The organism is Lutaonella thermophila, from assembly GCF_055387725.1.
Genome location: NZ_AP043783.1, coordinates 522,846 through 548,197, shown reverse-complemented (window position 1 = coordinate 548,197; position 25,352 = coordinate 522,846). Strand labels below are relative to the sequence as shown.

General features: G+C 35.1%; 26 protein-coding genes. 16 read left to right on the top strand and 10 right to left on the bottom strand.

The genetic code is table 11. The annotated features are described in order from the left end of the window. Window positions 1-31: 31 nt before the first annotated feature. Window positions 32-1,327, top strand: coding sequence for an aminopeptidase P N-terminal domain-containing protein (locus ACZ5CF_RS02505; protein ID WP_464580158.1), 1,296 nt, complete (start codon window positions 32-34; stop codon window positions 1,325-1,327). On the opposite strand, the gene brnQ is transcribed toward ACZ5CF_RS02505, so the two are convergent. Then, the gene (gene brnQ, locus ACZ5CF_RS02500) at window positions 1,324-2,607 is read right to left on the bottom strand and encodes a branched-chain amino acid transport system II carrier protein (protein ID WP_464580157.1); all 1,284 of its coding nucleotides are present in this window, start codon (window positions 2,605-2,607) and stop codon (window positions 1,324-1,326) included. The genes ACZ5CF_RS02505 and brnQ overlap by 4 nt on opposite strands. A gap of 270 nt (window positions 2,608-2,877) precedes the next feature. Between brnQ and ACZ5CF_RS02495 the strand changes: the two genes are divergently transcribed. Continuing rightward, window positions 2,878-3,129, top strand: a complete 252-nt coding sequence (locus ACZ5CF_RS02495) for a hypothetical protein (protein WP_464580156.1) — start codon at window positions 2,878-2,880, stop codon at window positions 3,127-3,129. A 4-nt stretch (window positions 3,130-3,133) separates the two neighbouring features. Here the strand turns inward: ACZ5CF_RS02495 and thiL are convergent, their stop codons facing one another. After that, a complete protein-coding gene (gene thiL / locus ACZ5CF_RS02490) occupies window positions 3,134-4,180 on the bottom strand; it encodes a thiamine-phosphate kinase (RefSeq protein ID WP_464580154.1) in 1,047 nt (348 codons plus the stop codon). A gap of 112 nt (window positions 4,181-4,292) precedes the next feature. Between thiL and ACZ5CF_RS02485 the strand changes: the two genes are divergently transcribed. The 7 genes from ACZ5CF_RS02485 (at window position 4,293) to sufD (ending at window position 11,805) form a co-directional block, all read left to right on the top strand. Beyond that, window positions 4,293-5,549 carry a choice-of-anchor B family protein gene (locus ACZ5CF_RS02485; protein ID WP_464580153.1) on the top strand — a complete coding sequence of 419 codons (1,257 nt, stop codon included), beginning with the start codon at window positions 4,293-4,295 and terminating at the stop codon, window positions 5,547-5,549. A 3-nt stretch (window positions 5,550-5,552) separates the two neighbouring features. Next, entirely contained in the window at window positions 5,553-6,890 is a 1,338-nt protein-coding gene (locus tag ACZ5CF_RS02480) for a hypothetical protein (protein WP_464580152.1), read from the top strand. A gap of 122 nt (window positions 6,891-7,012) precedes the next feature. After that, the gene (locus tag ACZ5CF_RS02475) at window positions 7,013-7,342 is read left to right on the top strand and encodes a HesB/IscA family protein (RefSeq protein ID WP_464580151.1); all 330 of its coding nucleotides are present in this window, start codon (window positions 7,013-7,015) and stop codon (window positions 7,340-7,342) included. A 32-nt stretch (window positions 7,343-7,374) separates the two neighbouring features. Further along, the gene (gene sufB / locus ACZ5CF_RS02470) at window positions 7,375-8,820 is read left to right on the top strand and encodes a Fe-S cluster assembly protein SufB (protein WP_464580150.1); all 1,446 of its coding nucleotides are present in this window, start codon (window positions 7,375-7,377) and stop codon (window positions 8,818-8,820) included. 11 nt (window positions 8,821-8,831) lie between these two features. Further along, window positions 8,832-9,686, top strand: coding sequence for an N-acyl homoserine lactonase family protein (locus ACZ5CF_RS02465; RefSeq protein ID WP_464580149.1), 855 nt, complete (start codon window positions 8,832-8,834; stop codon window positions 9,684-9,686). Window positions 9,687-9,704: 18 nt separating this feature from the next. Further along, a complete protein-coding gene (gene sufC, locus ACZ5CF_RS02460; RefSeq protein WP_464580148.1) occupies window positions 9,705-10,457 on the top strand; it encodes a Fe-S cluster assembly ATPase SufC in 753 nt (250 codons plus the stop codon). Between the two features lie 28 nt (window positions 10,458-10,485). Further along, complete coding sequence (gene sufD / locus ACZ5CF_RS02455; protein WP_464580146.1) at window positions 10,486-11,805, top strand: Fe-S cluster assembly protein SufD; 1,320 nt, start codon at window positions 10,486-10,488, stop codon at window positions 11,803-11,805. Between the two features lie 309 nt (window positions 11,806-12,114). Here sufD and ACZ5CF_RS02450 read toward each other — a convergent pair whose 3' ends face one another. Together ACZ5CF_RS02450 and ACZ5CF_RS02445 are read right to left on the bottom strand one after the other, a co-directional pair. After that, window positions 12,115-12,519, bottom strand: coding sequence for a hypothetical protein (locus ACZ5CF_RS02450; protein ID WP_464580145.1), 405 nt, complete (start codon window positions 12,517-12,519; stop codon window positions 12,115-12,117). A gap of 369 nt (window positions 12,520-12,888) precedes the next feature. Beyond that, the gene (locus ACZ5CF_RS02445) at window positions 12,889-14,235 is read right to left on the bottom strand and encodes a serine hydrolase domain-containing protein (RefSeq protein ID WP_464580144.1); all 1,347 of its coding nucleotides are present in this window, start codon (window positions 14,233-14,235) and stop codon (window positions 12,889-12,891) included. 74 nt (window positions 14,236-14,309) lie between these two features. On the opposite strand from ACZ5CF_RS02445, the gene ACZ5CF_RS02440 reads away from it, so the two are divergent. From ACZ5CF_RS02440 to ACZ5CF_RS02415, 6 genes are all read left to right on the top strand, one after another. Further along, window positions 14,310-15,530 carry an aminotransferase class V-fold PLP-dependent enzyme gene (locus ACZ5CF_RS02440; protein ID WP_464580143.1) on the top strand — a complete coding sequence of 407 codons (1,221 nt, stop codon included), beginning with the start codon at window positions 14,310-14,312 and terminating at the stop codon, window positions 15,528-15,530. A gap of 73 nt (window positions 15,531-15,603) precedes the next feature. After that, window positions 15,604-16,026, top strand: a complete 423-nt coding sequence (locus ACZ5CF_RS02435; protein ID WP_464580142.1) for a hypothetical protein — start codon at window positions 15,604-15,606, stop codon at window positions 16,024-16,026. A 33-nt stretch (window positions 16,027-16,059) separates the two neighbouring features. Beyond that, the gene (locus tag ACZ5CF_RS02430; RefSeq protein WP_464580141.1) at window positions 16,060-16,488 is read left to right on the top strand and encodes a SufE family protein; all 429 of its coding nucleotides are present in this window, start codon (window positions 16,060-16,062) and stop codon (window positions 16,486-16,488) included. Window positions 16,489-16,512: 24 nt separating this feature from the next. Next, window positions 16,513-16,839 carry an SUF system Fe-S cluster assembly protein gene (locus ACZ5CF_RS02425; RefSeq protein ID WP_464580139.1) on the top strand — a complete coding sequence of 109 codons (327 nt, stop codon included), beginning with the start codon at window positions 16,513-16,515 and terminating at the stop codon, window positions 16,837-16,839. A 5-nt stretch (window positions 16,840-16,844) separates the two neighbouring features. Then, window positions 16,845-17,354, top strand: a complete 510-nt coding sequence (locus ACZ5CF_RS02420) for a DUF2480 family protein (protein ID WP_464580138.1) — start codon at window positions 16,845-16,847, stop codon at window positions 17,352-17,354. Window positions 17,355-17,449: 95 nt separating this feature from the next. Beyond that, entirely contained in the window at window positions 17,450-18,322 is an 873-nt protein-coding gene (locus ACZ5CF_RS02415) for a DUF3078 domain-containing protein (RefSeq protein WP_464580137.1), read from the top strand. Window positions 18,323-18,375: 53 nt separating this feature from the next. Here the strand turns inward: ACZ5CF_RS02415 and hflX are convergent, their stop codons facing one another. Then, window positions 18,376-19,602 (bottom strand): GTPase HflX, encoded by a 1,227-nt coding sequence (gene hflX / locus ACZ5CF_RS02410; RefSeq protein WP_464580136.1) that lies wholly within the window; start codon window positions 19,600-19,602, stop codon window positions 18,376-18,378. 82 nt (window positions 19,603-19,684) lie between these two features. On the opposite strand from hflX, the gene ACZ5CF_RS02405 reads away from it, so the two are divergent. After that, window positions 19,685-20,680 carry an endonuclease/exonuclease/phosphatase family protein gene (locus tag ACZ5CF_RS02405; protein WP_464580135.1) on the top strand — a complete coding sequence of 332 codons (996 nt, stop codon included), beginning with the start codon at window positions 19,685-19,687 and terminating at the stop codon, window positions 20,678-20,680. 2 nt (window positions 20,681-20,682) lie between these two features. Here ACZ5CF_RS02405 and ACZ5CF_RS02400 read toward each other — a convergent pair whose 3' ends face one another. The 5 genes from ACZ5CF_RS02400 to hemB are packed head-to-tail and all read right to left on the bottom strand — an operon-like array spanning window position 20,683 to window position 25,347. Further along, on the bottom strand, window positions 20,683-21,396 hold the full coding sequence (locus ACZ5CF_RS02400) for a 3'-5' exonuclease (RefSeq protein WP_464580134.1): 714 nt from the start codon (window positions 21,394-21,396) through the stop codon (window positions 20,683-20,685). Between the two features lie 40 nt (window positions 21,397-21,436). Next, window positions 21,437-21,916 carry a methylated-DNA--[protein]-cysteine S-methyltransferase gene (locus tag ACZ5CF_RS02395; RefSeq protein ID WP_464580133.1) on the bottom strand — a complete coding sequence of 160 codons (480 nt, stop codon included), beginning with the start codon at window positions 21,914-21,916 and terminating at the stop codon, window positions 21,437-21,439. A 5-nt stretch (window positions 21,917-21,921) separates the two neighbouring features. After that, on the bottom strand, window positions 21,922-22,980 hold the full coding sequence (locus ACZ5CF_RS02390; protein WP_464580132.1) for a CNNM domain-containing protein: 1,059 nt from the start codon (window positions 22,978-22,980) through the stop codon (window positions 21,922-21,924). Between the two features lie 38 nt (window positions 22,981-23,018). After that, window positions 23,019-24,332: a serine hydrolase domain-containing protein gene (locus ACZ5CF_RS02385; RefSeq protein ID WP_464580131.1), complete on the bottom strand. Its 1,314-nt coding sequence runs from the start codon at window positions 24,330-24,332 to the stop codon at window positions 23,019-23,021. A 25-nt stretch (window positions 24,333-24,357) separates the two neighbouring features. Continuing rightward, window positions 24,358-25,347 (bottom strand): porphobilinogen synthase, encoded by a 990-nt coding sequence (hemB, locus tag ACZ5CF_RS02380; RefSeq protein ID WP_464580129.1) that lies wholly within the window; start codon window positions 25,345-25,347, stop codon window positions 24,358-24,360. Window positions 25,348-25,352 lie beyond the last annotated feature (5 nt).

Below are 25,352 nucleotides of genomic sequence, written 5' to 3'. Positions count from 1 at the left end.
TTATATTTTTGGGAAAATTTAAATCATAACCATGAAGTACGATCCAATTGATAGCAACTTGTTTATAAAAAACCGTAAAAACTTTATGGCTCAGATGAAGCCAAACAGTCTGGCGGTATTTAATAGTAACGATATTTACCCAATTAGTGCAGATAGCACAATGCCTTTTCAGCAGCATCGCGATATTTTTTATTTGAGTGGTGTAGACCAAGAAGAGAGTATATTGGTGTTATTTCCGGATTGCCCTAAAGAAAAACACAGAGAGGTATTATTTTTAAGAGAAACTAATGAGCATGTAGCTGTTTGGGAAGGAGAAAAACTTACTAAAGAGAAAGCTTTTGAGATTTCAGGTATAAAAACGGTGTACTGGCTTCAAGATTTAGAGAAAGTACTTTTTGAAATGATGACCCAGTGTGACACGGTTTACATTAACACAAATGAACATTACAGGGCAAACGTACAGACCGAAACCAGAGAAGACCGTTTTACAAAATGGTTAAAAGAAAAATATCCGGCACATGGCGTTGCTAAGAGTAATCCTATTTTACAAAGATTACGCGCCGTAAAAGATCCGATTGAGCTAGCTATAATGCAACATGCTTGCAGCATAACCGAAAAAGGTTTTAGGCGTGTACTTAATTTTGTTAAACCGGGTGTGTGGGAGTACGAAATTGAAGCCGAATACATGCACGAGTTTTTAAGAAACAGATCAAGAGGATTTGCTTACACTCCAATAATTGCATCGGGTAAAAATGCCAATGTCTTGCACTATATTCAAAACAATCAACAGTGTAAAGAAGGCGATCTTTTACTAATGGATGTTGGGGCAGAATATGCTAATTACTCATCAGATATGAGTAGAACCATTCCCGTTTCAGGACGTTTTACCAAACGCCAAAAAGAAGTGTATAATGCTGTTAACAGAGTTAAAAATGAAGCTACCAAAATGTTAGTGCCGGGAACTCTATGGGAAGAGTATCATGTTGAGGTTGGTAAAATAATGACGTCAGAGCTGTTAGGATTAGGTTTGTTAGATAAAGCAGATGTACAAAACGAAAATCCGGATTGGCCTGCCTATAAAAAATACTTTATGCATGGCACTAGCCATCATATTGGGTTAGATACTCACGACTACGGATTACTACACGAACCCATGAAACCTAATATGGTGTTTACGGTAGAGCCCGGTATTTATATTCCGGAAGAAGGATTTGGAATTAGGCTTGAAGATGATGTGGTTATTCAAGAATCAGGAGAACCACTAAATCTCATGAAAAACATTCCGATTGAAGCCGACGAAATCGAAGAATTAATGAACCAGTCTTAACCGACTGGTTTTTTATTTTTTTCTATTAGCATTACCACTATAAAAGCTGTTAATGCAGGAAAAACCCACCCTAAATTAAATTGCGAAAAAGGGATATGATTAATTATGCTATTTAATGAGCCCGCCGGTAATAAAAAGTTTAAAAAGTCTGGGATACTAAATAAAAAAGTTACCAAAATAACAGTTCTAAAAACCAGCTTAGTTTTATATCCGGAAGGTAAAATGTTTAACAAGATTAAAACAATAGTAATTGGGTAAATAAACATTAGTGCAGGCAATGCAATATCTATAATATAATGTACATTAAACTGCCCAACCAAAACACCTAAAACACAAGCTATAATTGCTGTTATGAGATAAGCTTTTTTAGAATTATTAAAAATGCTTTTCATAAAATCTGCAGTACCCGTAATTATACCAACTGCTGTTGTAAAACAAGCCAATGCTATTAAAATACTTAAAAAACTGTTGGCTAAAGCACCAAGTGTAGCAAAGCTAAGTCTTGATAGTAGTTGCGTTCTGGTGGTGTCTTCTAAAAATTCTGCACTAAAAAGCGCTCCGCATAATACTAAGCCAACATACATTAATAATAACCCACAAGCAGCAATAATGCCTGAGTTTCTTATTAATTGTTTTTTTTGAAGGTAGTTATACCTACCATCAATATTTAAAGAAACTATAATAACTGCTCCAACTACAATAGAGCCAATTGCATCAAAAGTTTGGTATCCTTCTAACAAACCTGCAACAACAGCATCGTCAAACAACGATTTTGCCATTGCATCGTGAGGCATATTAATTGCTTTAAAAATTATTGCAATTAAAATAAGAACAATTAAAGGGGTTAAGTATTTGCCAATTAGCGTAAGAACTTTAGAGCGGTTTATAACAAAAACAAAAACTAACGAAAAATATACCAAGCTGGTTACCCAAGAACTAACTTCGGGGAAAAAGGGAGCTATTGCCATTTCGTGTGTAACCGATGCAGTTCGGGGAGCCGGTAAAGCAACAGATATAAGGTAAACTATTACACAGTAAAAAAGACTAAAGAGCGGAGAAACTTTCTTAGCAAAGTCAAACATAGTGCCTTGTAGTTTTGCATGCGCAAAAATTCCAAGCATCGGAATTATTACTGCTGTAATTGCAAAACCTACTACTACCCAACTCCAATCTTCGCCAGCCTGAAAACCAAGATACGGAGGTAAAATAAGGTTTCCGGCGCCAAAAAACATGGCAAAAAGTGCAAATCCGGCTACAAAAGTTTCTTTAGTTTTCTTCATCTAAAAAAATCTGGGCGTAAGTTAACCAAATTTTAAATGTGATAATCGAAAAATAGTTTATAAAAATCGATAAACAGCACAATAAAAGCGCAATAATCTGTAACAAAATAAGTTATGTAATGTACACTAAAGTTATTGTTTATTGATGTTTTAAAGGAGTAAGCTGTAGTTAATCGACTTAACCGGCTGAAAGTTTGATGGTTACACAAAAATCAATACATTAGTAATACCCAATCTTAATTATGAATCTTTTAAACCTAAATTTTTGCTATGAAATCACCCCAAAAAACTTCCGGTTTAAAGATGGGCAAATGGTATTGCATGTTATTTGGCCATCGTTATGTAGTAACTAAACGAGTTACTTCTCACATTAAAGAGTATAAATGTTTACATTGCCACGAGCAAGCTACCACAGATGTTAGTGGTAACCTCTCTAAGCTAACACCTCGTTTAAAAGAAATTAACGAAACGTTGGCAATGATTTACCAAAAAAAAATGGCACACCAACACACGGCAGCTTAGTTGCCTAGTCTTGTAATGCATTCCAACCTCTTGCTTTAAGAGGCACTAAGGTATTGGCTCTTGTTACCAAATTTTCACCTTCTTCAGGAGGTGTCATATGGCCAATAACCGTTAGGTTTGGATTGCCTTTTATCTTGTTGTAATCGTCTTGTGCTATTGTAAATAATAACTCGTAGTCTTCTCCGCCACTTAATGCAATTGTGGTGCTATCTAAGTTAAACTCCTCGCAAGTTCTTATAACTTGTGGGTCTAAAGGTATTTTGTCTTCATACAACCTGCATCCAACATTAGATTGTTTACAGATATGCAATATTTCAGACGATAGCCCGTCGCTAATATCTATCATAGCCGTCGGCTTTACCTTTAAATCTTTTAATAGCTTAACAATGTCTTTTCGGGCTTCCGGTTTAAGCTGTCTTTCAATAATATAATCGTAAGGAGTTAAATCGGGCTGATTGTTAGGATTAACTTTAAAAACTTCTTTTTCGCGCTCAAGCACTTGCAATCCCATGTAAGCCCCGGCAATATCTCCGGTAACCACTAATAAATCATTAGGTTTAGCACCGTTTCTGTAAACAATATTGGTTTTATTAGCTTCTCCTATGGCGGTTATGCTAATAAGTAATCCTTTATTAGATGAGGTAGTATCACCACCCACTAAATCTACATCATAAAGTTTGCAAGCCAGTTGTATACCACTGTAAAGTTCTTCTATAGCTTCTAACGGAAAACGGTTAGAAACAGCAATAGAAACCGTAATTTGGGTTGGATTGCCGTTCATGGCATAAATATCAGACAGGTTAACCATTACAGATTTATAACCCAAATGTTTAAGAGGCATATAGCTTAAATCAAAATGCACGCCCTCTATTAACAAATCTGTAGAAACAAGTGTTTGCTTACTCTTGTGGTCAATTACTGCAGCATCGTCCCCAACACCTTTTATAGTAGATTTTTGTTTGAGTTCAAAATGTTTTGTAAGGTGTTCTATTAATCCAAATTCACCTAACTCAGACAACGAAGTTCGTTTTTGGTTTTTATCTTCTATCATGCTGCAAAAATACACGCTTCTGTTAAATAATAGGTTATTTTAAAAGCCTTTATATTAAATTAAAAAGCTGTTCGTTTATATAATATGTACCTTTATAAGATAAATGTAAAAGATGAAGAAACCTCTTTTTTTAACAATCCTGTTAGTATGCTTACCGGTGCTTATAATTTCGTGTTCAAGTAATGATGATGCCCCAATGCAACAAGGCACAGAAAACCCAGACCCGGACCCAGACCCAGATCCAACAGATGATCAAGCTATAGTTTGCGAAAATGGTTTTGCAGAAAACTATCCTTGCAATGATTATAATTTACAATCTCACATAACATTAAATGAGTTTAATGCAACTGGAGGGAATGATTCTTGGGGTTGGACTGACCCTGCTAATGGGAAAGAATATGCTATTATGGGAGTTAATAACGGAACCGTATTTGTAGATATTTCAGACCCTTTCAATCCGGTTTATTTAGGAAAACTACCTACAGCAACCAGCAATAGTGGTTGGAGAGATATAAAAGTATACAACAACCATGCTTTTATTGTAAGTGAAGCTCCCGGACACGGAATGCAAGTTTTTAATTTGTCGCAACTTAATAATGTTACAAATCCGCCGGTTACTTTTACAGCAGCTACTCACTATACCGGTTTTGGTAATGCACATAATATAGTTATTAACGAAGACACAGGGTACGCTTATGTTGTGGGCACAGACACTAACGATGCCTATAACGGTGGAGTACATTTTATAAATATTCAAGACCCGCTAAACCCAACAGCAGAAGGTGGTTTTGGAGCGTTAGGGTACACACATGATGCTCAAGTTATAACCTATAACGGACCGGACACATCGTATCAGGGAAGAGAAATTTTTGTAGGAGCAAACGAGAGTCAAGTTGTAATTGTAGACGTAACTGACAAAAGTAATCCGCAAACTATAACCACGTTAACATATGGTAACGTAGGGTACACCCACCAAGGCTGGTTTACACCAGACCACAGATACTTTTTATTAGGAGACGAGTTTGATGAAATTAGTGATGGCTTTAGAAGCAGAACACTTGTTTTTGATTTTTCAGATTTAAACAATCCTCAACTACACAACACGTATTTAGGCCCTACCAATGCTATAGATCACAACGGTTACATAAACGGCAATACTTTTTATTTGGCAAACTACACAGCCGGCGTTAGAATGATAGATGTTTCTGACATTAATAATATAACCGAAATAGGCTTTTTTGATACCTACCCGCAAGATGATTTATCTAATTTTAATGGTGTTTGGAGCGTGTATCCTTTTTTTAGTAGCGGAAACATAGTAGTAAGTGATATCAATAGCGGTCTTTTTATCATAAAAAAGAAAGATTAACGCATGCGCAAAAATATCTTAGCAATCATAACTTTTGTTATAACTCTCTTTTCGTGTTCAGATAAAGACGATAATTTACCTTTTATACAACCCTTTGCAGGAGAAATAGATTGGATTTTACTACTTGGAGGTAGTGAAGACGATGTGGCGCAGAAAATAATAGAAACCTCAGATGGTGGCTACGCTATTGTAGGTTACACCAGTAGCACAGATGGAGATATAAAAGATAAAGATGTAGTTGTAAATGATTTTTGGGTAACCAAAATAGATGCTCAAGGCAATATTATTTGGAGCAAAACATACGGAGGTAGTGGTGATGATAAAGGGCAAGCTATTGTAGAAACTTCAGATGGAGGGTTTGCAGTAGTTGGCTATAGCATGAGTAGTGATGGTGATGCCTCTAACAATGAAGGGTTTCATGATAATTGGTTGCTAAAATTAGATGCGGCAGGCAATTTACAATGGGAAAAAAGTTATGGATTTGCAGGTCATGATCATGCGTACGATTTATTACAAACGCAAGATGGCGGATTCTTTTTTGTTGGTTTTTTAGATGTAACAGCATCCGGAGGTTTAGGTTCGGAAGGCAAATCAAGTAACATTACTGCACATGGCGTTGGGGAGTTTTGGGGTACAAAAGTAGATGCCAACGGAAATTTAGAATGGCGACGATACTTTGGAGGCAGCAATAACGATAGAGCTCATGCTGTTGCTGCCGCACCCGACGGAGGATTTGTTATTGCAGGGTTTTCTGAAAGCGAAGATTTTGATATCTCTAACAGTAAAGGAAGCTACGATTTTTGGGTAGTAAAAGTAAATGCAGAGGGGAACAAAGTCTGGGAGCAATCTTTTGGAGGCAGCCAAATAGATATTGCTTATGCCATGACAGCAACACCAGATAATGCCTATGTAATTGTTGGTAATACGTTTAGTTCAGATAAGCAAGTAAAAAGCAATAATGGAGGCTCTGATATTTGGATGATTAAAATAAACGATAAAGGAGAGTTATTGTGGGAGAAAACTATTGGAGGTTCAGATTTTGATGATGCCAGAGGAGTTTCAATTACCAGAAACGGAGGGTTTTTAATTTCAGGGAACTCTAAAAGCACCACAAACAGAGAAGAATTTTTTGGAGAAAATGACGCCTGGCTTATACAAACAGATGCCAATGGTAATTTAGTCTGGGAAAAATCATTTGGAGGGAGTAGTTTAGACTTTGGTTTTCACAGTATTCAAACTCAAACAAACAAAGTACTTTTTGTTGGCACAACAGAAAGCACCGATAATCATTCACAAACCAATAAGGGCAAAAAAGATGCTTTAATTGTTAAATTAAAGTAATACAACACACCTACAATAATCAAAACTTATTAATCTATTGGGTATAATAATACTGCAGAGTGTGGTAATTAGCATTCTATGTAGTATTTTTGCAGTTAATTAGATTTAATTTAATTAAAAAGATGATAAAAGTTTCAGATACAGCTCGCAAAAAAGTAGTAGAGCTCATGACCGAAGAAGGTTTTGATGCTACTAAAGACTTTGTGCGCGTAGGTGTTAAAAGCGGAGGATGCAGTGGGCTTTCGTACGAATTAAAGTTTGACAACACCTATTCTGATGACGATAAGGTTTTTGAAGATAACCAAGTACGAATAGTGGTAGATAAAAAAAGCTTTTTGTATTTAGTTGGTACAACCTTAGAATACTCGGGAGGATTAAATGGTAAAGGGTTTGTTTTTAACAACCCAAATGCGCAACGCACTTGCGGTTGCGGTGAAAGTTTTTCGTTATAATACTTGGCTCAAGCCAATTTAAAACCAAGTTTATGGCCTATACAGAAGAAGAATTAAAGAAAGAGTTAGAAACCAAAGAATACCAGTACGGGTTTTATACAGATATTGAGGCCGATACCTTACCTAAAGGCCTTAACGAAGATATTGTGCGTGCAATTTCGGCAAAGAAAAACGAACCGGAATGGATGACCGAATGGCGCTTAGAAGCGTTTAGAGCGTGGACTAAAATGGAAGAGCCGGAGTGGGCTAACGTTACATACCAAAAGCCTAACTTTCAAGACATATCCTATTACTCGGCACCTAAAAAGAAACCTAAATACAATAGTTTAGATGAGGTTGATCCTGAGTTAATAGAAACGTTTAACAAGCTCGGAATTTCTTTAGAAGAGCAAAAAAAATTAGCCGGGGTTGCTGTAGATGTGGTTATGGACTCAGTTTCTGTAGCAACAACCTTTAAAAAAACCTTAGCAGAAAAAGGAATTATTTTCTGCTCTATGTCCGAAGCCATTCAGGAGCACCCAGAACTTGTAAAAAAATACATTGGTACAGTTGTACCACGAAAAGATAATTTTTATGCAGCATTAAACTCAGCTGTATTTTCAGATGGTTCGTTCTGTTATATTCCAAAGGGTGTAAAATGCCCTATGGAACTTTCAACCTATTTTAGAATTAACCAAGCAGGAACTGGACAGTTTGAGCGTACATTGGTAATTGCAGACGAAGGTAGTTATGTGAGTTACTTAGAAGGGTGTACAGCACCACAAAGAGACGAAAACCAGTTACACGCTGCAGTTGTAGAGCTTATTGCCCTAGAAGGAGCAGAGATAAAATACTCTACTGTTCAGAACTGGTTCCCGGGAGATAAAGAAGGCAAAGGAGGCGTTTTTAACTTTGTAACTAAAAGAGGACTGTGCGAGAAAAATGCAAAAATCTCTTGGACTCAGGTAGAAACAGGTTCTGCTATTACCTGGAAATATCCTTCATGTATATTAAAAGGAGATAACTCTATTGGAGAGTTCTACTCTATTGCAGTAACAAACAACCACCAGCAGGCAGATACCGGAACCAAAATGATTCATTTGGGTAAAAACACCAAATCAACCATTATTTCTAAAGGTATCTCGGCAGGTAAGTCTCAAAACAGTTATCGCGGATTAGTACAAATTAATGCACGTGCAGAAAATGCCAGAAACTTTTCGCAATGCGATTCGCTTTTAATGGGCAACGAATGCGGAGCACATACTTTTCCGTATATAGAAGCAAAAAATAAAACAGCTCAAGTAGAGCACGAAGCAACAACGAGTAAAATTGGTGAAGACCAAATATTTTACTGTAACCAAAGAGGGATAGATACCGAGAAGGCTATTGCATTAATTGTAAATGGATTTAGTAAAGAGGTATTAAACAAACTTCCTATGGAGTTTGCTGTAGAAGCGCAAAAACTATTAGAAATTTCGCTGGAAGGTTCTGTAGGATAAACGAAAACAACATGAAAAAAGTTGTGGTTTTCTTACTGGCTTTCACTTTTTTGGCCTGTAAGGAGCAAAAAAAGCAAGAAAAGAGCATTAATAATAACCAAACAGTTACACTATATGTGCTGGATGGCGGGACGGTTATTGCCAACAAGCTAGAAATTTTTTCTGAAGAAGGGCAACTGTACCAAGGGCAACAAAAAACATTTGCAAATGCTTTTTATGTGGTTAAACATCCCAAAGGAATATTAGTTTGGGACACCGGATTGCCTGAAAACTTAGTAGGTATGCCCGAGCCATTTACAGACAAAGGTGGGTATTTTACAGTTTCAAGAAAAGACTCTTTAGTAAACCAATTACAATCAATAGGATTGCGCTTAGACGATGTAGATTACTTGGCACTTTCGCATACGCATTTTGATCATGTTGGAGCAGCAGCCAACTTTACAAATGCAACATGGCTGGTTCAAAAAAATGAGTACGATTTTATAACATCAGATGACGCAAAAACACAAGCTCCGGATAGCTACAATGCAGTTAAAAATCTTAAAAAGGTAATAAAACTAGATGGTGATTACGATGTGTTTGGTGATGGCAAAGTGGTTATAAAATACATGCCGGGGCATACCATTGGGCATCAAGTGTTATTTATAGACATAGGTAAAGAACGCCCAATTTTGTTAACGGGAGATTTATATCATTTTAAAGAAAACAGAGATAATAAAGTAGCGCCAAGCTTTAATTATAATATTGAGCAAACCAAAGAAAGTATGGAGCTTTTTGAGGAGTTTGCCCAAAAAACGAATGCACATGTAATTATACAGCATTCACCGGAAGATTTTAAAAAATTACAAGAATTAATAAAACAGTAAATACACAACACATACAAGATGTTAAAAATTAACAATTTACACGCAGCAGTAGAAGAAAGAGAGATACTAAAAGGGATTAACCTTGAGGTTAAACCGGGCGAGGTACATGCTATTATGGGGCCAAACGGGTCTGGAAAAAGTACACTCTCTAGTGTGATTGCCGGGAACGAAGAGTATGAAGTAGTTAAAGGCGAAATTATTTTTAACGAAGAAGATATTACAGAGCTAGCTCCAGAAGAAAGAGCGCATAAAGGTATTTTCTTGTCATTTCAATATCCGGTAGAAATTCCGGGGGTTACCGTTACTAATTTTATTAAAACAGCGATAAACGAAACTCGTAAAGCGCAAGGTTTAGAAGAGATGCCTGCAAACGAAATGCTTAAGAAAATACGTGAAAAAGCCGACATGCTTGAAATAGACCGTAAATTCTTATCGCGTTCACTTAACGAAGGATTCTCAGGGGGAGAGAAAAAGCGTAACGAGATTTTTCAGATGGCTATGTTAGAACCTAAATTAGCCATTTTAGATGAAACAGACTCAGGATTAGACATAGACGCTTTAAAAGTTGTTGCAAACGGAGTTAATAAATTACGAAGCAAAGACAATGCGGTGGTTGTAATTACACACTACCAACGCTTGTTAGATTATATTGTTCCGGATTTTGTACACGTTTTACACAACGGTAGAATTGTAAAATCCGGCAGTAAAGAATTGGCCATGGAGCTCGAAGAAAAAGGGTACGATTGGATTAAAGAAGAGGTTAATAGTTAATATTTAGCCAATTACGAAACGTTACGAAATGGATTTAAAAGATAAATTAATATCATCTTTTATGGCTTTTGAAGATCAGGTAGATGTAGATTCTCCTGTACATGATATTAGAACCGAAGCCATAAAGTTTTTTGAAAGCAAAGGCTTTCCTACTAAAAAAGAAGAAGCCTGGAAATACACATCGCTTAACAGCATCTTAAAAAATAATTATAGTGTTTTTCCAAAGCAAGAAACAGCCTTAGAGTTTAAAGAGGTAAAAAAATACTTTATTCACGATATAGATTCGTATAAAATTGTATTTATAGACGGTGTATATAGTTCTTACCTCTCTGAAACTACACACGAAGGTATAGATGTGTGCTTAATGAGTGCGGCACTCACCAAACCAAAATATAAAGTAATAATAGATGCTTACTTTAACAAAGCAGCCAAAAAAGACGATAGTTTAACGTCGTTAAACACTGCATTTAGCAGAGAAGGAGCATACATTTATATACCTAAAGGGAAAGTAGTTAGCAAGCCAATACAAATTATACACTTTGCTACCGGAACAGAATCGGCTTTAATGTTACAGCCCAGAAATTTAATAGTAGTTGGTGAGAATGCGCATGTACAAATAATAGAGCGCCATCAAAGCTTAACTAATAATCCGGTGTTAACCAACTCTGTAACAGAGATTTTTGCTAACAAAAAGGCTATTGTTGATTATTACAAAATTCAAAACGATACGCTTTCGGCTTCGTTAATAGACAATACCTACATATCGCAACAACGCGATAGCCATGCAAGCGTTCACACGTTTTCTTTTGGCGGAAACTTAGTGCGTAATAATTTAAATTTTTATCAGAACGATCAACATGTTGAGTCTACTTTAAAAGGCATCACAATTATTGGCGATAAACAACATATAGATCACTATACCTTAGTGCATCATAAAGAACCTAATTGTGAAAGCCACCAAGACTATAAAGGTATTTATGCCGATAAAAGCACCGGAGTGTTTAATGGTAAAATTATAGTTGAAAAAGAAGCGCAAAAAACAAATGCTTTCCAGCAAAACAATAATATTTTAATTGGCGATAAATCTACCATTAATACTAAACCGCAATTAGAAATTTTTGCAGACGATGTAAAATGCTCGCACGGGTGTACCGTAGGGCAATTAGATAGCGAGGCACTGTTTTATTTACGTGCTCGTGGAATACCCGAAAAAGAGGCTAAAGCATTACTTATGTATGCGTTTGCAAACAATGTTTTAGAAAGCGTTAAAATACCCGAAATTAAAGCGCGAATTAATAAACTAATTGCCATGAAACTGGGCGTTAGTTTAGGCTTTGCCGATTTATAAAAAGAACAAAAAGCAGCTTTTTAAGCTGCTTTTTTTTGTTTGGTTTTTTGTAGTATTAATACAACTAATCATAGTATGTATAAACAACATTTCATTTATCATCTTTTTTACATAAAATAAATGTATTCAGTTCCATTCTACGTTTAGTTTTTTCAATTCAGCATCTAATTTAGCGAGTGAATTTGATTCAATAATTTGTGTGTTGATTGTTAAATCCTTTTTATCTGTTTTTAAGATATAATCTCCGGCAAACTTTTTAATTTTTTTGATTTCATTCAGAGATATAATAATTTATAAAATTAATTCTTGTTAGTGAATACCCTCTTTTAAATCTTTGAAATATAAATTAACTACAATAGAATCTCCCTTTTTAATTTGGATGGTTTTTTTTATACTTTTTTTCATAGGATAAATACCTTCAATGGAATAAGTTCCAGGATAAACAAGGAAACTTAGGGAGTTTAAAAAAATACCGTTTGTAATTACTGTTGCGGGAATATTTTTTTTAGTTTCAAAATCAAAGCAGTTTACTAAAAGATGTTGTCCACCTCGTTTAGTTTTTAGTTTAATTATATCTATGCTACCACTATTTTTTTCAACTAAATTTTGAGTAGGCAGACAACTTGTAAAAAAAAATAAAAATAATATAATAAAACTAATTACACTTGATACCCTTAGCATTATTACGCCCAAATCTTTCGTTTCGTATTGCATTTTGTATTTCGGTTTTATTTGGTAAATTATTGTAATTAGGAGAAGATTCTAACCCTCCCCAAGATAATATTTTATAATATTCGTTAGAATGTGAATGATTATCCCATGTGGCAAGCGATTATGAAAAAAATTCTACATTGAGACATAAATTCATGTTGAGTAAGATTATTAGCTACAATATCAGAATAGCTTTGTTTATTTTTATAATAATTATATAACTTTTTATTAATTGCTTTTTCATCTCCGGTAAAATAAGAGAAGTATTGGTTTATTATTTTTATAATCTTCTGCAGAAGTGTTTTTTTGTACTGCATAAGAAGTAATTAGCAATACAATGCTAAGTAAATAAGTTTTTCTTATACAGTTTACTTAGTTTTTAACAGCAGCAACAATATTTCCTAAAAAAGTATTGAAGTCAAAATCAGGATATTCTACCAGACCAAACCTAACAATCAATAAATTTTTAGAAGGGATTATAGTAATACGCTGTCCTTGGTATCCGTTAGCCATAAAAGCATCGTTTGGCACTAACGGCATATGGTTTTGCGGACCTTTATTTAACCAAAAATGTGCTCCGTATTGCCCACCCGAATTTGGAGCGGGTGTAGTTATGTAATCTACCCATTCTTTAGCAAAAACTTGATCGCAGTTCCAGTTGCCTTTGTGTAAGTATAACAACCCAAATTTAGCCCAGTCTCTTGCGGTAGCCCAGCTATACGATGAGCCAACATAATTACCGGCCATGTCTGCCTCTAAAATCATGCTGTGCATTCCAATTCTATCTATAAGAGCTTTGTACGGAAAGTTTAAATATTCTTGATGCGTTTTAAATTGCTTTCTCAAAATACCCGATAATAAATTTGTGGTGCCGGAAGAGTAATTCCAATGTTGATTAGGAGCATATTCAGCCGGCTTTTCGGCTTGAATTTGCGTCATATCTTCAGCCAAAAAAAGCATTTTAGAAACATCAGAAATGGTATTGTAATCTTCGTCCCATTCTAAACCGCTATTCATTTGCAGTAAGTTGTGCAGGGTAATGTTTTTACGGCTATCGTCTTGCCATTTTGCAATAGGAGCAGTTTCATCTACAGAGAGTTTTCCTTGATGTTGTAATACGCCGTACAGTGTGGCTAAAACACTCTTGGTCATAGACCACCCCAAAAATTTAGAATCTTTATTGTAACCCTCTGCATATTTTTCGGCAATTAGGTAATCACCGTAAAAAACTAAAACAGCCCGTGTTTTTTTTATATGGTTATCTGTAAAAGCATCTGCTACTGCAGCTGTAAGCTTATTATAATCTATAGCAGCAAAAACAGTGTCTTTTTGGGCAAGTGTTCCGTACGGATATGGTAAACTATCTGCAACTTGTTGATTTCTAACGGGTTTTAAATAAGGAGCATTAACATCAAAATCATCATTAATTAATACACAACCTAAACCATCTCTGTAAATGGCTTTTCGTTTCATAAAACCGTAAACCGAAGCGGTTGCGTATTGTTCTTCAAAATTAACTTCGTCTTTTGCAATATTAACGGGAGAAAAATTATTGTCGTTAGCATCAGTAAAATCAGGTGTTCTTCCGGCAATAAAAACAGAAGAAGCCATATTTTTAGCCGAATAACCCGAAATAATATTTAAGCGCGGATAATTATAAATTACAATACCAATAAATGCCAAGAAGAGAACAAGGAGTAAGCGTTTAAGTAATTTCATAAATTAAGATTGTTGTCTTTATAAAGATATCAAAATACAAATAGTTAGTACCTTTGTAACTTTAAATTTGTAAGATGTTTAATGTACAAAAAATACGAGCAGATTTTCCTATTTTAAACCGAAAAGTTAACGGTAAGCCGTTGGTGTACTTAGATAATGCTGCTACCTCGCAAACCCCACAAGTTGTAATAGATGCTATTGTGCATTATTACAGTTATTATAACGCTAATATTCATAGAGGAGTGCATACGCTAAGCCAAGAAGCAACAGATGCTTACGAGGAAGCACGCCAAAAAATTCAGCATCATTTTAATGCTGCAAAATCACACGAAATAATTTTTACCAGTGGTACAACTCACGGAATAAATTTAGTTGCATCGGGCTTTGCAGAATTTTTAAAAGAAGGCGACCAAGTAATAGTATCTGCTTTAGAACACCATTCTAATATTGTACCATGGCAAATGCTTTGCCAAAAAACCGGCGCTAAACTACAAGTAATCCCTATGACAACAGAAGGGGAGTTAGATTTAGATACGTATAAAAAAATACTTAGCCCAAAAACAAAATTGGTTTTTTGCAACCATATTTCTAATGCGTTAGGCACTATAAATCCTATAAAAGAAATTATAGATAGCGCTCATGCCGTTGGAGCTGCTGTTTTAATAGATGGCGCACAGGCTTGTCCGCATTTAAAACCAGATGTACAAGCATTAGATGTAGATTTTTATGTGGCTTCTGCGCATAAAATGTGTGGGCCTACCGGCGTGGGTATTTTGTATGGAAAAGAAAATTGGTTAAAAAAACTACCCCCCTATCAAGGAGGTGGAGAAATGATTGCTGAGGTTACTTTTGAGAAAACCACGTACGCCGATTTGCCTCATAAGTTTGAAGCCGGAACACCCAATATTTGTGGAGGCATTGCTTTTGGTGCAGCTATAGATTATATGAATAGCATAGGCTTTGATGCTATTGCAAATTACGAGCAAGAATTGTTAGAATACGCTACCAAACGTCTTTTAGAAATAGAAGGGGTAGAAATTTACGGTCCGAAAGATTTAAGTAAAAAAACCTCAGTATTGTCGTTTAATATACAAGGAATACATCCGTACGATATTGGTAGTATAGTAGATAAATTAGGAATTGCCGTTAGAACCGGCCATCATTGTGCACAACCCATAATGGATTTTTATAAAATTCCAGGTACTGTAAGGGCAAGCTTTGCTTTTTACAATATAATAGAAGAAGTAGATGCTTTTGTTGATGCAGTAAAACAAGCAAAACAGATGCTTAGTTAAATAAAAGCTAACTAAAATGCATAAGACGCCTTTTTGGCGTCTTTTTTGTATACTTTTACTGTAAACTGTAAAAATGAAATTTGTATTACTTAGTTTTTGTTTGTTGTTTTCGGTGAAAACCTGCTCACAAGAAGACGTAAGTAAAATAACTTACACGGCTGTTTCGAGAGAGATTAATTATCAAATAAACATCACTCAAAAAACAATTGAGGTTATTCCGAACAGAAGTGCAACTGCTGTACAAAGAAAATGCTCAAAGAAAGATTGGAAAGCTCTAAGAAATACAATAAACGCTATTAAACTTAAAGAAATAGCAACAATAAAAGCTCCTTCTAATAAAAATAGTTATGACGGAGCTGCATCGGCACATATAACTATTGTAAAAAATGGCAATACTTACATATCAAATAATTTTGATCACGGTAATCCGCCTAAAGTTTTACAACCATTGGTAAATCAAATACTATCATTAGCAGAAAGTATTGATAACCAATAACAGTTGTTGTATTTTTGCAAAAAAAATTTAGGTATGACAATACAAGAAATTCAAGAAGAGATTGTTGATGAATTTTCTATGTTTGATGATTGGATGCAGCGCTATGAGTATATAATAGAGCTCGGAAAATCTCTTCCATTAATTGAAGAACAATATAAAACCGACGATAATTTAATTAAAGGTTGCCAGAGTAAAGTATGGGTTCACGCAGAACTTAAAGACGATAAAGTAGTGTTTACGGCAGATAGTGATGCCATACTTACAAAAGGTATAATTGCTATTTTAATTAGAGTATTTTCAAACCAAAGACCTCAAGATATCATTGAGGCCGATACGTCTTTTATAGATGAAATTGGTCTTAAAGAACACCTTTCACCAACCAGAGCTAATGGTTTGGTAAGTATGATTAAGCAGTTAAAATTGTATGCCATTGCGTATCAAACTCAAGTAAAAGAAAACTAAGCAAAAACAATTATTTGAATAAAAATGAGCGAAACCACAATAAATACACAAGAGCTAGGAGAAAAAATAGTTAGAGTTTTAAAAACTATATACGATCCAGAAATTCCGGTAGACATTTACGAACTGGGGTTAATTTATGATGTGTTTGTAAACGAAGATTACGACGTTAAAATACTTATGACACTAACGTCGCCAAACTGCCCGGTTGCAGAAACCTTACCGGTAGAGGTCGAAGAAAAAGTGCGAACCATAGATAAGGTAAAAAACGTAGAAGTAGAAATAACTTTTGATCCTCCTTGGAGCCAAGACCTTATGAGCGAAGAAGCAAAACTTGAACTTGGTTTACTTTAGAATATATGGCAGACGAAATTGTAAATAGAGTTGCTAAAAGCCCATTAATTACGGTTAATCTGGAAGAATTTTATCCGGAAGGTAGCCGTATTTTACTTGATATTAAACCTTGGTTGTTTGAAGGCCTGGTTTTAAGAGAAAAAGAGTTCAGAGCAGCCGTAGAGCAACATAATTGGGAGCAGTATAAAGATGCCTTCGTGGCTTTAACGTGCTCTACAGAAGCCATTATTCCTGCTTGGGCCTACATGCTAATAACAACAAAATTAGCGCCTTATGCCAAAAGAGTAATTATAGGAGATTTAGAGCAATTAGAAACAGCTATTTACCAAGACGTTATTGCCAATTTAGATGTTTCTGAATACATAAATAAACCTATTATCATTAAAGGTTGTAGCAACAAACCCGTACCACAAAATGCTTATGTAATGCTCACAGCAAAAATTCAAGAAGTTGCAAAAAGTGTTATGTATGGCGAAGCATGCTCATCTGTACCTTTATTTAAACGAAAAAAATAACAATTACATCTAATAAGCATAAAGGGTTCTAGTGCAAAGAACCCTTTGTTGTTTTATTAATTACGTACCTTTAACTAAAACCTAAGTAACACATTATGAAGAAATTATTTTTTGCTTTAGCAGTAAGTTTTTCTGTTTTGACATATGCACAAGATACAACCGAAGAAAGTAAAGAAGGATGGAAAAAGGGCGGAACCGTCACCTTTTTATTTAACCAGTCTGCCTTCTCTAATTGGGTAGCAGGCGGAGAAGATAATATTGCCGGAAACCTATCGGTTAATTATGATTTTAATTATGTTAAAGACGATTGGACGTGGGATAATAAACTAATAGCATCGTACGGAATAACAAAAGTTGAAGGTCGCGATTTGCAAAAAACAGACGATAGGTTAGAGGTTAACTCTTTAGCCGGAAAAAAAGCAAACGGTAATTGGTTTTACTCGGCTTTTTTAAATTTTAAAACCCAAATGGATTCAGGGTTTGATAGTGAAACCGGCGAACAATTTTCACACTTTTTCTCTCCGGCCTATTTACAAGCCGGTCCTGGTATGCTCTGGAAAAAAAACGACAATCTTAAAATAAACTTAGCACCGGCAACTTCACGTTTTATTTTTGTGCATGGTGAATTTACAGACCCAAACGATCCAAGAAATCAATTAGATGCAGACAACAGGTATTTTGGCGTAAAGGCAAATAAAACAATGCGTTTTGAGCTGGGTGCTGCCGTAAATGCGTATTACAAGTTGCCTTTAATGCCTAATGTAACTATGGAGAATATATTAAATTTATACACTAATTATTTAGAAGACCCTCAAAATGTAGATATAGATTATACCTTAAATATAGTGATGGCTATAAATAAATATCTTTCTACTAATCTAACCTTCCAAACAATTTATGATGATAATGCGTTTAAAGGGTTTCAAACACGCGAAATTTTAGGAGTAGGGGTAAATTTTAATTTATAGATAAAAGCATAGCACATTAAAAAAAGCCCTCAAAATAGTTTGAGGGCTTTTTTTTATTCGTTGGTTTCTTCTTCCTCTGTAATAATCTCTGGATAGAGAAAATTATTGTAAGGAAATCTTGTTACATGTATTTTTCTAACTTCTTTATAAACTCTGTTTCTAAACTGCTCTAAGTTTTCTTTGTTAAGTGCCGAAATAAACAATACATTATCGCCCAGTTTATTCATCCAGGTTTGTTTCCAGTCTTTTAACGTAAAATGACGTTTGGTTTTTTCGGTAACTAAATCGTCTTCATCTATTTCATCATGTGTGTGCTGGTCTATTTTATTAAACACCATTATAGTAGGCTTGTTAATGCTGTTTATTTCTGCTAAAATATTATTTACAGACTCTATATGTTCTTCAAAATTAGGATGAGATATATCTACCACATGAAGCAATAAATCGGCTTCTCTAACCTCATCTAACGTGCTTTTAAAACTTTCAACCAGTTGTGTAGGGAGTTTTCTAATAAATCCAACCGTATCACTTAACAAAAAGGGAAGGTTGCCAATCACCACTTTTCTAACAGTGGTATCTAATGTTGCAAAGAGCTTGTTTTCTGCAAAAACGTGGCTTTTACTAATTACGTTCATTAGGGTAGATTTCCCTACGTTGGTATATCCAACAAGCGCCACACGTACCAATGAGCCCCTATTGCCTCGCTGGGTTTCCATTTGCTTATCTATTTTCTGAAGTTTCTTTTTAAGCAAAGCAATGCGGTCTCTAACAATACGGCGGTCTGTTTCTATTTCTGTTTCACCGGGACCACGCATTCCTATACCACCACGTTGGCGCTCAAGGTGAGTCCAAAGTCCTGTAAGTCTTGGTAATAAATATTCGTATTGAGCAAGCTCTACTTGTGTTCTTGCATAGCTGGTTTGTGCTCGTTGTGCAAAAATGTCTAAAATAAGTCCGGTTCTGTCTAAAATTTTACAACGAAGCAGTTTTTCTATATTGTTTTGTTGCGCCGGAGAAAGCTCATCATCAAAAATAACCGTTCCTACATTATGCTCTTTAACAAAGGTCTCTACCTCTTTCATTTTACCAGAACCAAGATAGGTTTTAGGGTTGGGAGTATCTACACGTTGTATAAATCGCTTTATAACTTCACCACCGGCAGTATAGGTTAAAAACTCAAGCTCATCTAAATATTCGTTTACCTTTTCTTGACTTTGCTCTTTGTTTATAACCCCAATTAACACTGCTTTTTCATAATCTATCGTCTTCTTCTCAAGCATAGTAATAAATTAATTGCAAAGGTAAAAAATAAGATTTTGTTTTTGGTTTTGTATTTTTAACGTAATCCACACAAACTACTTCATGAATTTATCGTTTTTTAACAAACCCAAACCTGTAGTTCAGTTAGATAATAAAATTTTTACGGTTGCTTTTTACAATCTCGAGAATTTATTTGACACAGAAGACGACCCAACTATTTTAGACGATGATTTTACGCCTTCCGGTAAAAAGAAATGGAATAAAAAAAGGTACGAAAAGAAAATACATAAACTGGGTAAGGCCATTGCTAATATTGCTTTTGATAGTGCAAAAAAACCACCCTCTTTGGTAGGTATAGCCGAAGTAGAAAATAAACGTGTTATAGCCGATTTGGTTGCCTCTAAAGCCTTACGAAAACATAATTTTGGATGGGTGCACTTTAACTCTCCTGATGAGCGAGGTATAGATACAGCACTACTGTATTGTAAAAAACATTTTAAGGTAAACACCACAGAGGTACATACGGTTTTGGTGTATAATGAAGAAGGAGAGCGCGATTATACGAGAGATATTTTAGAAGTGTCGGGCTGGTTAAACGGAGCAATGTTACACATTTTGGTTAACCATTGGCCATCAAGAAGACAAGGAGCAGAAGCCACATCATATAAAAGGGTTACGGCTGCTAAGAAGGTTGTAGATATTGTTAACAACATAAAAGAGAAAGAGACGAATGCTCATATTATTGTTATGGGCGATTTTAACGATGATCCTTTTTCTGAAAGCATACAAACATTGGTAAATGATGCAGGTTTGTTTAACCCAATGCAAACCATTTTAAACCCCTACAAACGCGGTAGTCTAAACCATAAAGGGAATTGGAATTTGTTTGATCAGATAATGTTTACCGATAATTTTTTACAAAACAAATCCGGCAAACTTTCTTTTGCACATGCTGATATTTTTGATAAGCGTTTTTTATCTGAATGGAAAGGCAAATACAAAGGTAATCCGTTTAGAACCTATGTAGGGAAAAAATATTTAGGTGGTTATAGTGATCATTTTCCGGTATACGTACAATTACACCGAAATACTTTTTAATACTACACGCTTAAAATTTCAGAATTATCTAAAATATCTTCTCCTCTAAAGCGCAAAAATATTTGAGCAACAGCAATCACATCGCGCTCACAATATTGTATAATTGCATCTAAGTCTTCGTTTTCGTAAAAGGTATCTCTAACCATACTACCATCTATATCTTCTTTGGGCGACGGAATGTTAAGTACATTAGTAAGTAGTTTTAATGAAGTATAATGTTTGTAATCACCAAATTTCCATAACTCAAGTGTATCTAAATGTGGCACATCCCATGGTTTTTTACCAAATAAATTTAGTTTACCGGGTAAAGGCACTCCATTTATAATCATTCGTCGAGCAATAAAAGGGAAGTCAAACTCCTTACCATTATGAGCGCAAAGCAAATGGTATGGTTTATTAAAATAGCTCTCAATGAGGTTTTTAAATTCTAACAAAATCGTTTTCTCGTCACCGTGAAACGATGTAACTCTAAATTGTCTTTGATCGCCTTTTAACACAAAAAAACCGGCCGAAATACAGATAATTTTACCAAATTCTGCCCAAATCCCGGCACGTTCGTAAAATTCTTCCGGGGTATAATCTTCTTTACGTTGGTAGGCTGTTTTCTGTTCCCACAAAAGTTTTTTTTCATCGGTTAGTGCTGCAAACTCTTTGCTTTCAGGAACCGTTTCTATATCTATAAATAAAATGTGCTCTAGGTTAAGTTTTTGTAACATAGCTTAATTTGTAAGAAAGCACTTAAATATAGTTAAATTTTTAAAATAGTGTTTGTTGTTTATGCGGACTTTCGTGTTCTAACAGCCATTTTTTACGCCAAATGCCTCCTGCATAACCTGTTAGGTCTCCATTACTGCCAATTACCCTATGGCATGGTATAACAATCCATAACGGGTTTTTACCATTTGCTGCAGCCACTGCTCTAATTGCTTTAGGATCTCCTAAGCGCTTAGAAAGGGTAAGATACGAAATGGTTGTACCAAACGGTATATTTTGTAATTCTTGCCAAACTTTTTGTTGGAAACTTGTGCCTTGCGGATTAAGATTTAAAGAAAATGTTTTTCGTGTACCCAAAAAATACTCATTTAATTGGTAAACGGCATCGGTTAAAACATCGGGTATAACATCTGTTACCACAGTTCTAGAAGCACTGTTTAAAATGGTAATACTTTGTAAACCATCTTTATTGCCAATTAATTTAGCAATTCCTAATGGTGTATGTATGTAGGCCTCTTCCATGATGCTTACTCGTCTAAAAGGCCAAGGCGTTTTGCTCTATCTTCCCATCTTTTACGTGCGAGAGCTTGCATATCTTCTACATTATCACTTTCATCCATTATTTCTAAACCTAAAAGAGTTTCAATAACATCTTCCATAGTTACCAAACCACTAATGGCGCCAAACTCATCTACAACTAATGCCATATGGTTTTTAGTTTCTACAAGTTGCTCAAACAGTTTAGGAATTGGTAAGCTTCTTGGAACTAAAATTACGTTGCGTTTAATTTCAGATAAGGGTTTTTTACCATTACCGTTTATAATTTCTTGTAATACTTCGTTTTTTAAAACCAAACCGGTAATGTTGTCTCTTACATCTTGGTAAATGGGGATTCTAGAAAATCGCAAAGTTTGGTTTTTATCAAAAAACTCTTGAATTGTTTGATTTTCCGGAGCCATTTTAATTACGGTTCTGGGAGTCATAACATCTTTTGCTAAAATCTCATCAAATTTTAGCAAGTTTTTAATTACGGTACTCTCAGATCCTTGAAAAACACCTTCTTCTTCTGCTATTTCAGCCATTGCCGAAAAGTCTTCACGACTTAACACGCTTCCGTGATGTGCTTTACCAAAGAGTTTTGTAAACCATTGCATTATCCAAATAATGCCGGTCCATTTAAAAAAGAAAATTAAACCATTAAGTAAAATGGTAGCTGATCGAGCTAGTTGTTTCCAGTAGGTAGCACCAATTGTTTTTGGGATAATTTCTGAAACTACTAAAATTAAAAAAGTCATAACCGACGAGACAATCATAATGGCATTATTACCATTGCCAAAAACCTTTTCGGCTTGCACCCCCACTAAGATAGCACCAACGGTATGCGCAATAGTGTTAAGTGTTAAGATAGCGATTAAAGGCTTGTCTACATCTTTTTTAAGCAATTCTAAAGCGTTTGCATACGATTTCCCTTCTTGCTTTTTAACATTTATAAAAGTAGGTGTAACACTCAACAATACAGCCTCTAAAATAGAGCATATGAAAGAAAAGAGAATCGAAATTAATGCATAAAACACCAATAAACCCATAGCAAATTTTTAATTGGTTTAAATGTAGCAATTATTTACTAATTACTTGTATGTAATAAGGCTTTGTAAAATACCTGCTGTAAAGCCGGACGCAAATTTAACTCGTATAATTTTCTGTGTGATCTGTACGGGTAAACCCTATTAGACAAGAGCACAAATACCAATTGGTATTTTGGGTCTGCCCAAACAAAAGTCCCTGTAAAACCTGCATGGCCAAAACTTTCCGGACTAACCTCTGGTGCAGGGTAGGCTTTTTGCAAAGGCAATGTATCATTATTAATTAGAGGCTTATCAAAGCCTAAACCTCTTCTGTTCTTATTTTCCGGAAACTGTATTTTGGTAAATTCTTTAACGGTTTGCTCTTTTAAATACCGTTTGGTATTATACTTGCCATATTGAACGTACATAATCATAATTTTAGCCACATCTTGTGCATTGCCAAACAATCCTGCATTACCAGATAAGCCGCCCATAAGTGCTGCATTTTCATCGTGCACCCAACCTTTTACAAGAGTATTTCTAAAAAGAGTGTCTATTTCTGTAGGAACAACATGTTTTAACAGCCCTTTCTGTGCCGGATTGTAAACTAATGTATTACACCCTAAAGGCTTATAGAAATTTTCGGTTATATAATTTTCGTAAGATTTTCCGGTAAGATTCTCTATTAGCTTAGGGTATATTAAAAAGCTCAAACCAGAATATTTGTATTCTTTGTTTTTGCTAACCTTAGAGCGTTTTATTTTCCTGTAAATTTTTTTGTTAAAGCGTTTGCTTACAAATAAGTTAGTATAGGCTTGTATTGAGAAGTTTTTATGTTTATAAGGCCTAACAAAACGTTTTTTTAATCTTTTTCTGGGTTTAACTTTTTTTGCAAAAACAATATACGGTTCAAGCCCAGCCTGATGCGCCAGAATTTCTCTTAGTGTTAACTGCTTTTTGTTTTTTTTGTGTTTCCAGGAAGGCCAATAGGTACTAAACGGAACATCTAAGTTAAGTTTTCCCTCTTCATATAGTTTCATTAAAGCAGGTAACGGACCCAAAATTTTGGTAACAGAAGCTAAGTCGTACAAATCTGTTTTTAAAACAGGCCTAATGCTATCGTAGGTATGATAACCATAAGTTTCAAAAAAAACTACTTCCCCTTTGTAAGCAACAAGTAATTGAGCTCCGGGGAATGCTTTTTCTTTTATTCCTAAGGTTATAAGTGAATCTACCTTTTTGTAAATAAATACGGTGTCTAAGCCGACTTGGTTTAAAGTGGTGTACTTTAAATTGTTTTCTTGTGAAAAAGCTGTAAATGCTAAAAGACCGGTTATAAAACTAACAAGAACATATTTATGTAGTAAACTCATAGAATAACAGAAGTATTCTATAAAACTACGAAATCAAATTAACAATATCTTTAGCAAAATAAGAGGCTATTATATCTGCTCCTGCACGTTTAATTGCCGTAACTTGTTCTAACATAACAGCATCATGGTCTAACCAACCCTTCTCTGCAGCTGCTTTAACCATAGCATATTCTCCGCTTACTTGATAAACAGCAACCGGAACAGATACAGTATCTTTTATTTCTCTAACAATATCTAAATAGCAGAGCCCGGGTTTTACCATTACAATATCGGCTCCTTCTTCTATATCCATAATGGTTTCTTTTATGGCTTCGGTTCTGTTAGCCGGATCCATTTGATAGGTTTTTTTGTCTTTCGGGATATTTTGGGCTTCAACCGGAGCAGAATCTAAGGCATCGCGAAACGGACCATAAAAAGCTGAAGCGTATTTAGTGCTGTAACTCATTATTCCGGTATCGTGAAAACCATTTTCTTCTAAAGTATTGCGTATAGCTAAAATTCTGCCATCCATCATATCACTCGGAGCAACAAAATCTGCACCTGCTTGCGCATGCGATAAACTCATTTTTGCCAGTACAGAAACAGTTTCGTCATTGCTAATTTTACCGTTAGAAATAATGCCGTCATGCCCAAACGAAGAATAAGGGTCTAAGGCAACATCGGTCATAACCAGCATATCCGGACAAGCATTTTTAACGGTTTTTATAGCCTTTTGCATTAATCCGTTTGGATTTAGCGCTTCTTTTCCGGTATTATCTTTCAATACATCCGGTACTTTAACAAAAAGTAAAACAGATTGTAAGTCCATTTTGTAAAGCTCTTTCACCTCGGTTTCTAATAAATCAAGGCTTAGCCTGTAATAGTTGGGCATAGAAGGGATTTCTTCTTTTACATTTTTGCCTTCTACTACAAATAAAGGCACTAAAAAATCGTGTGGTGTTATAGAGGTTTCTCTAACTAAATTTCTAATAGCGTTATTGGTTCTAAGTCTTCTGTTTCTGAGTAACGGATACATAGTTT